Here is a 12738-nt window from a genome sequence, read left to right on the forward strand (position 1 = left end):
GGCAAACATTCCCTGCGGCGAATACCACTCGGTCCTGGGCTCAGTCCTGGGTCAGGAAGAGGTTGTGTTCGTCCTCGTCGACTTCGCGGGCCTCGTCGACGAGCAGCACCGGGATGCCGTTGTCGACCGGGTAGGCGCGGTGCAGGCGGGGGTTGTAGAGCACCGCGTCACCGGTGGCGGTGTGGGCGAGCTGCAGTGGGCCCTTGTCCTGCGGGCAGGCGAGCAGGCTCAGCAGGGTGGCGTCCAGGGTTTCCTCCGACATGATCGACAACCTACCGCTCTGCCGGGTCGGGCTGGGAATCGTGTGGGGTGCGGCGGAAGGAGATGTGGCGGTGGCCGAAGTAGCTGACCACCGCGACCAGGCCCATCACGATCACCGCGGCCGGTTTGGCGGGTGCGTGCAGCACCGACACCGACAGCTGCAGCAGGACCATGTTGAGCACCATGCCGACCAGGTTGACCCCGACGAACGCCACGAAGTCGCGCCACAGGTGCCCGCGCACCCGGAACACCAGGGTGCGGTGCAGCACGAAGGCGATCACCATGCTGACCGAGTAGGCCAGCGCCACCGACAATGCGGCCGCCACGTTCTCGGACACCGCCGATTCCAGGACGGTCAGCCACAACACGGTGAGGACCATGCCCATCAGCGTGTTGAAGCCGCCGACCAGCGCGTACGCCACCTCCTGGCGACGCACCAGCCGCAGCAGCGGTCCGGCCGTACCGGGCTCGGGCGATGCGTCGACCACCGGGGGGCGAGTGTCGGTCACTGCGCCGAACCCACCAGTTCGCGATCCGGGTCATCACTGAGCTGCTCGGTCAGCGGCGCGCCCTGCTTGCGACGACGATCGCGGATGTAGAGCCACTGCAGGAAGCCCAGGCCGACGAGTCCGGCTGCGGCACTGCCGATTCCGATCTTCCAGCCCGGCGGCCGCCAGCTCACCTCCAGCTCGGCGTTGTTCGTGCCCGCCGGGATGTCGACGGAGACGAACACCTTGGAGACCGTCTTGAACGGAATCGTCTTGCCGTTCAGCGTGACCCGATAGCCGGGCCAGCCCAGCCGCGCGAACACGACCTGGCCGCCGGTCTCGGAGGTGACCCGCGCACTGCTGGTGGTGTCGGTCTCGCCGCTCGAGGTGGCGGTGACGTCGTGGGTGTCGGCGATGCGGCCGTTGATCGAGGAGATCGGCCCGCCGTCCCGCTCGAGCACCCAGATGTACTTCTCGTGCCCGGGCACGTCCACGAAATGCCAGCCCTCCGGGGCGGGTTGATCGCCCGCGTCCGGGAACATGGCCTTCTGCAACACGACCCGATCGATCAGCATCAGGTCGGCCAGATTCCGCCCGGTGGTCGGCTCCGGGGTGAACATGCGCCGGTAGGCGTCTGGGCAGACGCTGCCGTCCCAGCGCATGCACAGCATCTCGCCGAAATAGAAGTGCCCGTTGGGCGTGTACCCGTTCACATAGTTCAGTTCCAGGTCCTTGGCGTAGTTGCCCCACACCAGTGACCCGTACGCGCCGTCGAGGCTCTTGTCGGCGGGCTGCAACAAACCGCGATCGGAGAGCTGGATGGTGGTGCCGCCGTGGAACTTCGGGAACGCGGCCTTGGCGTCCTCACGGTTGGCGGGCAGGTTCCACGACATCGGCGTCGGCTGCACCGAACGCACCTGGAAGTAGGCGATCGGCACCATGGCGGCGATGGTCAGCGCGACGGCGGCGGCGGTGCCGCGGGTGCGGCCCAGCCACACCGCGCCCACCCCGAGCCCGGCCACGATGACCGCGGACAGCAGATGCCACACCGCGTCGTGCGGGTCGGCGGAGAAACTGCGCACCCACAGCGCCAGGATCAGCACCGCGCCCGCGATGATCCGCTTACGGGTGTCGCGCAGCGTGGCGAAACGGCCCAGCAGCACGCACACCAGCACCAGCAGTCCCAGCGCCAGCATCGGCAGCACGCGGGCGGGCCAGCGCAACGGGCCGACGGTGCCGGGACCCGCGGTCCACATCAGCGCCATCAGCGCGAACAGCGCGATGGCGACGAACTGCTTCCAATGCTTCTGCGCGGCTTTCCAATCCACGAACGCCAGCGCCGGAATCAGGAACCAGGCGATGTAGGTCATGGGCAGCGGCTGCACGTAACCCCACCACGAGGTGAAGGCGGGCAGCGTGCTGGGCAGGCTGGCGTTGAGCGATTCCGACCACGGCACGGTCAGGAACTGGTCGTTGTTGATCTGCGAGTTGCCGCGCCAGCTCACCTGCGCCGACAGCATGCTGGGCAGGAAGGTCAGCAGTCCGGCCAGACCCGCGAACACCGCGGTCGCGGCCAGTTTGGTCAGCGGGGTCAGCAGGGTGCGCACACGCTGCCACACCGTCGCGCCCGCGGCGGCGACATCGTCGTAGTGGCACACCAGATATCCGACGGCCACCGCGAGAAGCATCAGCACGGCCTCGACCGCGGGGAACACGTACTGCACCGAGATGGCCAGGTACAGATAGACGAAGACCGGGATCGGCCCGCCCTTACCGCGCAGGTAGCGCTCCGAGGACGCCCAGGCGTGGATCATCCACGCGGTGCCGCTCATGGCGGTGAACCAGCTGGCCTCGTCGAAGAAGAGGAAGAACCCGGTGAACGGCATGGCGACACCGGCGACCGCCGCCCACTGCGGGCGCGATCCGTACGCGAGGCAGACCCGGTACACACCGAGCCCGACGATGATCGCGAACACCAGCTTCACGATGGTCGCGTAGACGGCCAGGTTGGGCACCGAGGGCGCGATCAGATTGATCAGCAGCTGCGGCGGGTTGAACAGTCCCGCTTCCTCATTGGTGTAATTGCCCGTCATCCACTGCTCGGGAATCAGGAACGGGAAGTGGCCGTCGCGGTAGGCGCGGCCGAAGAACACCCATAGTCCGGTGTACTGGGATTCACTGTCATCGGTGAAGAAATGCCGCGTATTGGCCGCGATGACAGCCAAATAGCCGAGGATCACACCGAGTGAGGTGATCAGTCCCCACCGGTACACCTCGCGTCGCGCCGATTTCTCCGCCGGCCCGGATTCGGTGGCCCCGACCACCTCGGAAACTGAGCTTTCCACCACGAGTTCCAGACCCTACAGGGCGTCGGCGTCGAGAGCATCGACGCCTGAGGCAATGATGGTGTCGTGATCACCTTTCGCCACGATTGCCGCGACCTGCACCGTGTTAGAGTTCAGCGCGGCTCGGGCTCTCGAAAAGGGCGCGGAGTTCCGGTACGCACCATCCTCGAAAGTCGATTCAGCTGATGCCGATTCCGTCCGCACGCACCTACGCGCGCGACCTCAGCGTGACCCCCGGCCCCGACGGGTCGGCGCGGGTGCACGCGGTCTCCGTCGTCGTTCCGGTGTATCGCGGCGAGGACACCATCGCCGCGCTGGTCGCCGAGCTGGACAAATTGAGCGGTCCGATCACCACCCCTGACGGCGCGGTGTTCCGGGTGGACGAGATCGTGCTGGTGCACGATCACGGCCCCGACCGCTCCGATGTGGTGCTGCGTGAACTCGCCGAAACCTATCCGCAGCTTCGAGTCGTGTGGTTGAGCCGCAACTACGGACAGGACGCCGCCACCATCGCCGGCATGGCCGAGGCGCGCGGCGACTGGACCGTCACCATGGACGAGGACGGCCAGCACGATCCGGCCTTCATCGCCGCCTTCCTGGACGCGGCGCTCGCGCAGCGCGCGGACCTGGTCTACTCCAAACCGGTCAACACCCGCCCGCACGGCTTCCTGCGCAATATCACCTCGCGTGGCGCGAAACTGGTGCTGGCCACCCTGTTCGCGTTTCCGGACTCCACCCGCTTCGAGAGCTACCGGCTGATCCGCGGCGATATCGCGCGGCAGCTCGCGCAGGTCGCCTCCAACGGCGTGTACCTGGACGTGGCGCTGACCTGGGTGGTGAGCGACGCCGCGCAGGTGCCCGTCGAATTGCGCGCCGAGGGCCGCGAGGAATCCGGCTACAACTACCGTCGCCTGTTCTCGCTGTTCTGGAAGATGGTGCTGTGCAGCGGAACTCGCGGCCTGCGTCTGGTGAGCATGCTGGGTGTGACGGTGGCGCTGGCGGGCGTGGCCATGGCGGCCTGGGTGGTCTACCACCGGCTCACCGACAGCGGCTCCGACCCGGAGGGCTGGGCCTCGCTGATGACGGTGCTGCTGCTGTGTTCCGGCGCGGTGCTGTTCTCCCTCGGCCTGATCGCCGAATACCTGGGCGTGGCACTGCATGTGCTGGTCGGCAAGCCCCTCTACCTGACGGTGGATTCGCCGACCCCGCGCCCCGAACAGCTCGCCCGCGGCCATCGCGCCGCCCCCGAATTCGCCCGAGCGGCAACCCGATACGACCAGGTAGCGACGAGGGAGACCGACCCGCGTGAGCAGTGAGCGCATTATTTTCAGCCGTCCATTCCGTGCGGCGCGCGAACTCCCGAATGTGGCGGAGGTGCTGTCCTCCGATCACAGTCACGGGGACGGACCGTTCACCGCGACGGCGACCGCGAAGTTGCGCGACATCACCGGCGCGCCGCACGCGCTGCTGACCACCTCGTGCACGCACGCGCTCGAAATGGCCGGGCTGCTGCTGGAACTCGGGCCCGACGACGAAGTCATCGTGCCCAGCTTCGCGTTCACCTCCAGCGCGACCGCAATGGCGCTGCGCGGGTCGACCGTGGTGTTCGCCGATATCGATCCGGAGACCGGCAACCTGGATCCGGAGTCGGTGGCCGCGGCCGTCACGCCGCGCACCAAGGCGATCATGGTCATCCACTACGGCGGTGTGGGCGCCGATATGGAAGGGCTGCAACGGCTCGCGGACGCGCACGGTTTCGCGATCATCGAGGACAACGCGCACGGTCTCGGCGGCTACTGGCGGGGTCGCCCGCTGGGCACCATCGGCAGCATCGGCGCGCTCAGCTTCCACGACACCAAGAACGTGCACTGCGGTGAGGGCGGCGCGGTGCTGCTCACCGACGAGATCCTGATGGCGCGCGCGGAGATCATTCGCGAGAAGGGCACCGACCGGGCGCGCTTCCTGCGCGGCGCGGTCGACAAGTACTCGTGGCAGGACATCGGATCCTCGTATCTGCCCAGCGAATTGAACGCCGCCGTGCTCGACGCGCAGCTGGCCGAGTTCTCGACGATCCAGGCCAACCGGCACCGGGTGTGGGACACCTACGCGGCCGAACTGCCGGAGTGGGCCGCCCGCAACGAGGTTCGGCTGATGACGGTCCCGGACGATCGGGAGCACACCGCGCACCTGTACTACCTGCGCGTGCCGACCGAGCATCGCCGCGACGACCTGATCTCGCATCTGTCCGGGCTGGGCATCGTCGCGCCGTTCCACTATGTGCCCCTGGACTCCTCACCCGCGGGCCTCAAGCTCGGCCGCACCCCGGTCCCGTGCGTGCGCAGCGCCGAGTTCTCCTCCACCCTGGTCCGCCTGCCGCTGTGGCCGGGCCTGACCGAGGAGCAACTGGCCCGCGTCGTGGACGGCGTCACCAGCTTCACCGTCTGACCGGTGCCGCGTGGCATCGGGCACGGTGTCACGCAGGCGTTTTCGCGGCGCATCCCACCCAGCGGATTTCCTGGGACGAATATTCTGAAATAGGTTTCATTCGGAAGTTCCGTGGGCTACGTTGCGGCTACGCCGGACACGCGGCGCTGAGAAATACGGAGGACACCGTGGGATTCCTTGCCACAATCGCCGGGCTCGCACAGATGGTCATCGGCACCATCCTGGCCAACACCGGATCGGGTGGCTCCGGCTCCGGCTGGTAGAGCTCAGCGGATTCGGCTCGTCCACGTGCGAGCCGAATCCCCCTCGATCGTCTTGTCTCAGACCACGTTCGCGTCGATCAGCAGCTTCCAGATCTCGCCCTGATCGACCACCTCGACACCGAGCTTCTCCGCCTTGGTCAACTTGCTGTCACCGACGCCCGCGCCCGTGATGAGCATGTCGGTGCTCGCCGATACCGAGGAAGCGGCTGTCGCACCGGCCTTTTCGCACAGGCGCTGGAAGGTCGGGCGGGCCACCTTCTCGCCGGAGCGGGGATCGCTGATCGCGCCGGTGATCACCACTGTCTTACCCTCCAGGGGCGCGCCTGCCGCGACGACCGGGGGTAGATCCTCGTCACGGACATCCAGGGATACGCCCGCGGCGCGCAAGCGCTCCAGTTCGGGCCGCAGCCGGGTGAGGTGCGCGGCAAGGGAGGCAGCGACTTTCGGGCCGATGTCCTCCACCTCGACCAGGCGTTCCTCGCCCGCGTCGGCCACCTCTTCCAGCGAGCCGAAGCCCGAGCGGGCCAGGCGCGCGGCGGTGCCGTCCGATGCCATCGGGATGGCGAGGCCGATCAGGGCGCGGCGCAGGCCCACCTGACGACTGGCGTCGATGGAGTCGATCATTCGGGTGGCGGAAACCTCACCGACACGGTCGAATTCGAGCAGCTGCTCCTTGGTGAGCGTGTAGAAGTCCGAGGGGTTCTCCAGGATGCCCGCCTCGGCCAGGCGCTCGATCCATTTGCCGCCGATGGCGTCGATATCCGCACCCGCCCGCGACGCCCAGTGGATCAGCCGCCGGACCGTCTGGGCGGGGCAGGACACGTTGGTGCAGAACAGTTCCCGGCTGTTGCCCTGCTCGGTGACCGGCTGACCGCAGGACGGGCACGCGGTCGGGGAGACGATGTCGATCTCCGCGCCGGTGCGGGCGGCGGCGTCGAGAACGCCTGCCACGAACGGGATCACGTCCCCCGCGCGGCGCACCAGCACGGTGTCACCGATCTTGATGTCGCGGGCCTTGATGACTTCCTGGTTGGCCAGGGTGGCCTTGGTGACGGTGGTGCCGCCGACGAAGACGGGTTCGAGCCATGCGACCGGGACGATCTTGCCGGTCTTGCCCACATCCCAGATGACCTCGCGCAACAGCGTGGTCTTCTCCTCGGCCGCGAACTTGAACGCGAGTGCGCCGCGCGGGGAGTTGGAGCGAGTTCCGGCCGCCGCGTACGCATTCCGGTCGGCCAGCCGCAGCACCGCGCCGTCGAGGTCGTAGTCGCGATCGTTTCGGCCCTGCTCGATGGCGGTGATCGCCGCCTGCGCCTGCTCGGCATCCGCGCACACCCGCATGTCCGCGCCCGCGATACCGAGCGCCCCGAGACCCTCCCCCAGATCATCGGCCGCGTGCTCGTCGGCGGTGTCGAGATCGAAGCCGAAGAACTGGAGTCGCCGTTCGGCGACCGTGGCCGGATCCTTGGCGCGCAGTGTGCCCGCGGCGGCATTGCGCGGATTGATCAGCGGCTTGTCCGCATGCGCGGCGTTGTAGGCGTTGAAGGTGGAGCGCAGCATGACCGCTTCGCCGCGCACCTCCACCCGGCCCGGGATCTCGATGCGGTCGGGCACGCCGTCCACGAGCGCGCGCACCAGCGGGGTCACGTCGTCACCGGTGGTGCCGTCGCCGCGAGTGACCGCGCGGGCCAGCTTGCCGTCCTCGAAGACCAGCGACAGCGACAGGCCGTCGAGCTTGGGCATGACCACGACCGACTGGCCCGGGAAGCGTTCGAAGAACGCCACCACCTGCTCGGGCTTGGTCGCCTTCTCCAGCGACAGCATCGGGCGCGCGTGCCGGGTGGGTGCGTGCAGCACCGCCGGGGCGCCGACCTGGTCGAGCGGGTTCGGGTCCGGTGTCAGCTCCGGGTTCGCCTCGATCAGCGCCCGCAGCTCGTCCTCGATCGCGTCGTAGTCGGCGTCGGCGACCAGCGGCGTGCCCTGGTAGTAGGCGTCGCGCAGTGCCGTGATCCGGTCGGCGAGCTCTTGAATACGTTCCCCAATTTCCACACGCCAGACGCTACCGATACCTACTGACATCGCGATGCACCTGCCGCTGGAACGTGTTCCAGATACCGTGTTCGCATGAGCGAGACCGAGTCGGTGACCCGGGCCGGGCGCACCCGGGCCAGCCGCCCGCGAATTGTGGTCGCGGGCCTCGGCGACACCGGGCTGCTGACCGCCATCCACCTCTCGAAACATGCGGATCTGGTCGGCATTTCGAGCAAACCGGGTCTGGTCAGCGGGCAGGAACTGGGCATGCGCCTGTCGCGTCCGCACGAGTGGGCGCGGGACTTCTGGGTGCCGTTCGACCACTATCACCGGCTCGACGCGGCCCGGACCGTGCACGGCTCGCTGACCGGACTCGACCTCGAGAATCGGCGTGTCCAACTCACCGGACCCGACGGCGAGGCCGCGAGCGAGTCCTACGACGCGCTGGTGATCGCGACGGGTGTGTCGAACGGCTTCTGGCGTCGCCCGGACCTGCTCACCGCCGAGCAGGTGGCCGCAGGCCTCACCGATGCTCACGAACGCCTCGCGGCAGCCGATTCGGTGATCGTCCTGGGCGGCGGAGCCGCGGCGGTGAGCAGCGCGCTGAACGTGGCCACCAGCTGGCCGGGCAAACGAGTGGACCTGTATTTCCCTGGCGAACAGGCGCTTCCGCAGCATCACCGCAAGGTCTGGCGCACCCTGAGCGGACGTCTCGAGCGGCTCGGCGTCGGCCTGCACCCGGGACATCGCGCGATCGTGCCGGACGGATTCGGCTGCGACGAGATCACTGCCGGACCTGTGGAATGGAGTACCGGGCAGCCGCCGAGCGACGCCGCCGCGGTCCTCTGGACGATCGGCCGGGTCACCCCGAACACCGCCTGGCTGCCACCGGAACTGCTGGACCACAACGGTTTCGTCGTGGTCGACGAGTACCTGCGGGTCCCCGGCGCACCGGGCGTGTACGCCATCGGCGATGTCGCCGCGACGGATCCGCTGCGCACCTCGGCCCGCAGTCGCGCCGACGGCCTGCTCGCACACAACATCCGCGCCGATCTCACCGGCGGCACCCCGAAGGCGTTCACGCCCGCGACCCGGCGCTGGGGTTCGGTGGTGGGCACGCAGCGAAACACCCTGGAGATCTTCACCCCCGCCGGGCAGGCGTTTCGAATCCCGGCGTGGTCTCGCCTGCAACCCTTCGTCGTGCGCCGCGGCATCTACGGCGGCATGCGCAGAGCCGCGCCGAATCCGCCAGGGAGTGTTGACGATTCGGGACAGCAGCGCTGACAGGTCGGCGACCTGTGCGGCGTCGAGGTCGCCGAACACCGCCCCGATCGCATCCGCCGACAATCGCTGTGCCTCGGTCAGCGCCGCACGCCCCTCGTCGGTGAGCGTCAGGACACCTTCCACGATATCCGCACCGCCGCAGCGGTTCTCGCCTTCCTGCTGCTCGTCACCGCGGTCGAGCTGGCGCGAAACGCCGCCCGCGACGAGCAGCCGAGTGTGGCTGCGGCACAACCGGTCGCGGCCTGACGAACCCTTCGGCCGCAACCACAGGTCATCGACGCCAGAGGAAATGGTGCACCACACCGCCGGTGGGGCTGGGGATCTGCTCCAGATGGAAGCGGTCCGTCAGCTCCTCGGGCGTCTCCCAGAGTCGCTCACCCTGGCCGAATTCGACCGGGGCGACGGCGACGTGCAGGGTGTCGATGAGATCGGCGTCGAGGAATTCACGGATCGTGATGGCGCCGCCGCCGATGCGCACATCCTTGCCGTCGGCGGCTTCGAGTGCCCGCGCCAGCGCTTCCTTCGGGGAGGCGTCGAGGAAGTGGAAAGTGGTCTCCCCCAGGGTGATCGAGGGGCGCACATGGTGGGTGAGCACGAAAACCGGCGTGTGGAAGACGGGTTCGTCGCCCCACCAGCCCTGCCAGTCGTAGTTCTCCCACGGGCCGCGCTGCGGACCGAACTTGTTGCGGCCCATGATCTCCGCGCCGATATTGCGGTGCCATTCACGGGTGCAGTAGTCGTCGAACCCGCGGCTGCCACCGGGTTCGGTGCGGGTGGGCCCGTGAGCGGTGGCGCCCGACCACGCGAACAGCGCGGAGGGGTCCGCGTCACCAAAGGGGCGATCGAGGCTCTGGTTGATCCCGGCCCCGTAGCCGTCGCTGGAGATATTGAAGTTGTGCACTCGCACGAGCTGCGTCATCGACACTCCTACTGGTTGCAATCTGCAATCGGTCTCGACCGTACCTAGACTGATCTCATGATGCAACCAGTTGCTTACGACAAGCTCCCGGTGCCGCGCGGCAAGTCCGGCTGTCCGATCAATATGACCGTCGAACTGCTGGGCGACCGCTGGAGCCTGATCGTGCTGCGCGACATCATGTTCGGCGGCTTCACGCACTTCCGGGAACTGCTCGCCGGATCGATGGAGGGCATCGCCTCCAATATCCTGTCCAACCGCCTGACCAAACTGGTCGACGCGGGCCTGCTCACCCGCGACGACGACCCGAGCCACCGCCAGAAGGTCGAATACCACCTCACCGAGGCGTCGATCCAGCTCGTCCCGGTGCTGGCCCAGCTCGGCGCGTGGGGTGCGCGCTGGCTCGACACCACTCCCGAGCTGACCATCCGAGCCGAACTGCTGGCCGACGGCGGACCCCCGCTGTGGGAGCGATTCATGGCCGAACTGCGCGGGATTCACCTCGACCGGGCCCCGGCACCCGCGGATGGCGTGCTCGCGGAACTGACCGCGGCCTACGAGGCGGCCGCCCGCCTGGAACATCCCGTTTTGCCGGATTGATCGGGTACGTCGTGTTAGACAGGGCTGATGAGCATCACACCGATCGTGACTGTCACCGGCGGCAAAGTGAGCGGCATCGAACGCGACGGGGTGAGTGTCTTCCTGGGCATTCCGTACGCGGCCGCTCCGGTGGGTCCGGCACGGTGGGCGCTGCCGCAGCCGGTCACGGCATGGGAGGGTACCCGCGCGGCCACGGAATTCGGGGCGACCTGCGTGCAGAGTCCGTATCCCGCACCGATTCACGCGCTGCTCGGTAGCGACGGCATCCCCGGCGACGAGTACCTGAACGTCAATGTGTGGACGCCGGATCCGGCGGGTTCCGGGCTGCCGGTGCTGGTGTGGATTCACGGTGGCGCGTTCACGCGCGGATCGAACGCCCGCGCGATCTACGACGGCAGCGCCTTCGCCCGCGACGGCGTCGTGGTGGTGTCGCTCAACTATCGGCTCGGCGCTTCGGGTTTCGCGGCCGTCGCGGGTGCGCCGCACAATCGCGGGCTGCACGATCAGATCTTCGCGCTGCGCTGGGTGCAGGAGAATGTCGCGGCCTTCGGCGGGGACCCGGGCAAGGTGACCGTCTTCGGGGAGTCCGCGGGCGGGATGAGTGTGGTGGATCTACTGGCCGCACCGGCGGCGCGTGGACTGTTCCAGCAGGCAATCGTGCAGAGCTGCAACGGATCCGCGGTATGCGAGGCTGACGATGCCGCGAAGGTCGGAGCCGAACTGGCGCGCCATCTCGGCATCGACTACACCGCAGCGGCTTTCGGGCAGCTGGACGCGCAGCAGGTCCTCGAAGCACAGAACACGATCGCCCTCGAACTCATGATGAATCCGGATCCGGCGCGTTGGGGCCCGTCGCTCATCGCCAACGGCCTGGGGATCCTCAGCTTCTATCCGGTCATCGACGGCGACCTGATCACCGCCCGCCCGGTGGATATCGTTGCCGCTCACTCGGATCGGGTCCCGCTCATGGTGGGCTGGACGCGCGACGAATTCCGCTTCTTCACCTTCCCCACCGGCCTGGCCGCCGCCATCACCGACGACACCCTCCCGGCGCTGCTCACCCGCTACGGCCTCGACCCGGTGGTGCTCGACGCCTTCCGCCCGTCCCGCCCCGACGCGACCCCCGCCGACCTCTTCGCCGCCATCATCACCGCGACGGTCTTCCGCGACGACGTCACCCGGATCGCCGAGTCCCCCACCGCGACCCCCACCCACGCCTACGAATTCGCCTGGCCCTCGGGCATTCCCGAACTGGGCTCCGCCCACGCCCTGGAAATCCCCTTCGTCTTCGACCAACTCGACTCGGCCCACACCCTCACCGGCCCCAATCCCCCACAGCCGCTGGCCGACGAAATCCACACCGCCTGGGTGCGTTTCGCCACCACCGGCAACCCCGGCTGGTCCCCCTTCACCACGGCCGACCCCGTCGTCCGCGTCTTCGACTCCCCCGAATCCACGACCGTGACCGGCCTGCGCACCGCCGAACTCGACGCCGTCCGCCGAGCCCACCTGGCGCGGTGAGCTATTCGGCGGGCTCGATGTCGCGACGTTTGACGAACAGGATGATCGCCAGGACGGGATAGACCAGAACCGGCAGTAGCGTTCCCGCGTAAGCCTGCTGGTCGACGAGGATCGCGGAGCCGCTCAGCAACGAGAAGTCGAACAGCCCGTGCAGAATCGAGTTGGCGACGTTGCCCCGGCTGACCCGCCGGATCAGATAGAAGAAGTACCCGGCCAGGCTCACCATCACCGCCTGCGGCAGCGCCGAAATCCCGTGTCCGACAACGTTCGTCAAATGCACCGCACCGAACACAACACTCGACCACAGCGCAACCCGCCCCTCGGTGAGCCCATGCCGCCGCAACACCGTAACCCCGATCCCGCGAAACATGCCCTCCTCACCCCACCCCACGAACTGCGTCGCGACCAGCAACAACACGACATACACCCACCCCTTGTCAACCAGCGAGCGAACAGCCGGGCACCGAATACCGACGGAAACTACGCGTGACAAGAGTTCGCCCAGCCTGATCGGGTGCAGAGGCAACGCCCGCCGCGCATCACCGCTCCCCGCCCTGTGCCGCCAATTGCTTTACGGCGCTGAC

Annotated in this window: 11 protein-coding genes; 5 read left to right on the forward strand and 6 right to left on the reverse strand. The window is 68.0% G+C overall.

Translation table 11 applies throughout. The annotated features are described in order from the left end of the window. Window positions 1-40: 40 nt before the first annotated feature. The 3 genes from OG300_RS18285 to OG300_RS18295 are packed head-to-tail and all read right to left on the reverse strand — an operon-like array spanning window position 41 to window position 3022. Window positions 41-262, reverse strand: coding sequence for a Trm112 family protein (locus OG300_RS18285; RefSeq protein WP_405497507.1), 222 nt, complete (start codon window positions 260-262; stop codon window positions 41-43). A gap of 10 nt (window positions 263-272) precedes the next feature. After that, window positions 273-770, reverse strand: coding sequence for a GtrA family protein (locus tag OG300_RS18290; RefSeq protein WP_405497509.1), 498 nt, complete (start codon window positions 768-770; stop codon window positions 273-275). Then, a complete protein-coding gene (locus OG300_RS18295; protein WP_405498586.1) occupies window positions 767-3022 on the reverse strand; it encodes a hypothetical protein in 2256 nt (751 codons plus the stop codon). Before OG300_RS18295 ends, OG300_RS18290 begins: the two co-directional genes overlap by 4 nt. Before the next feature lie 257 nt (window positions 3023-3279). On the opposite strand from OG300_RS18295, the gene OG300_RS18300 reads away from it, so the two are divergent. Further along, the gene (locus OG300_RS18300; RefSeq protein WP_405497511.1) at window positions 3280-4410 is read left to right on the forward strand and encodes a glycosyltransferase; all 1131 of its coding nucleotides are present in this window, start codon (window positions 3280-3282) and stop codon (window positions 4408-4410) included. Beyond that, on the forward strand, window positions 4400-5539 hold the full coding sequence (gene rffA / locus OG300_RS18305; protein ID WP_405497513.1) for a dTDP-4-amino-4,6-dideoxygalactose transaminase: 1140 nt from the start codon (window positions 4400-4402) through the stop codon (window positions 5537-5539). Before OG300_RS18300 ends, rffA begins: the two co-directional genes overlap by 11 nt. Before the next feature lie 320 nt (window positions 5540-5859). Here rffA and ligA read toward each other — a convergent pair whose 3' ends face one another. After that, window positions 5860-7851 (reverse strand): NAD-dependent DNA ligase LigA, encoded by a 1992-nt coding sequence (ligA, locus tag OG300_RS18310; RefSeq protein WP_405497515.1) that lies wholly within the window; start codon window positions 7849-7851, stop codon window positions 5860-5862. A gap of 75 nt (window positions 7852-7926) precedes the next feature. Between ligA and OG300_RS18315 the strand changes: the two genes are divergently transcribed. Continuing rightward, entirely contained in the window at window positions 7927-9117 is a 1191-nt protein-coding gene (locus tag OG300_RS18315; protein WP_405497517.1) for an FAD-dependent oxidoreductase, read from the forward strand. Between the two features lie 271 nt (window positions 9118-9388). Here OG300_RS18315 and OG300_RS18320 read toward each other — a convergent pair whose 3' ends face one another. Then, window positions 9389-10036 (reverse strand): dihydrofolate reductase family protein, encoded by a 648-nt coding sequence (locus tag OG300_RS18320; RefSeq protein ID WP_405497519.1) that lies wholly within the window; start codon window positions 10034-10036, stop codon window positions 9389-9391. Between the two features lie 57 nt (window positions 10037-10093). Here OG300_RS18320 and OG300_RS18325 point away from each other — a divergent pair, with 57 nt between their 5' ends. Together OG300_RS18325 and OG300_RS18330 are read left to right on the forward strand one after the other, a co-directional pair. Beyond that, window positions 10094-10633 carry a winged helix-turn-helix transcriptional regulator gene (locus OG300_RS18325; protein WP_405497521.1) on the forward strand — a complete coding sequence of 180 codons (540 nt, stop codon included), beginning with the start codon at window positions 10094-10096 and terminating at the stop codon, window positions 10631-10633. Between the two features lie 27 nt (window positions 10634-10660). After that, entirely contained in the window at window positions 10661-12154 is a 1494-nt protein-coding gene (locus OG300_RS18330) for a carboxylesterase/lipase family protein (RefSeq protein ID WP_405497523.1), read from the forward strand. A gap of 1 nt (window position 12155) precedes the next feature. Here OG300_RS18330 and OG300_RS18335 read toward each other — a convergent pair whose 3' ends face one another. After that, complete coding sequence (locus OG300_RS18335) at window positions 12156-12572, reverse strand: CPBP family intramembrane glutamic endopeptidase (RefSeq protein WP_405497525.1); 417 nt, start codon at window positions 12570-12572, stop codon at window positions 12156-12158. Window positions 12573-12738 lie beyond the last annotated feature (166 nt).

It is taken from the genome of Nocardia sp. NBC_00511 (genome assembly GCF_045161165.1).
Taxonomy (GTDB): Bacteria; Actinomycetota; Actinomycetes; order Mycobacteriales; family Mycobacteriaceae; genus Nocardia.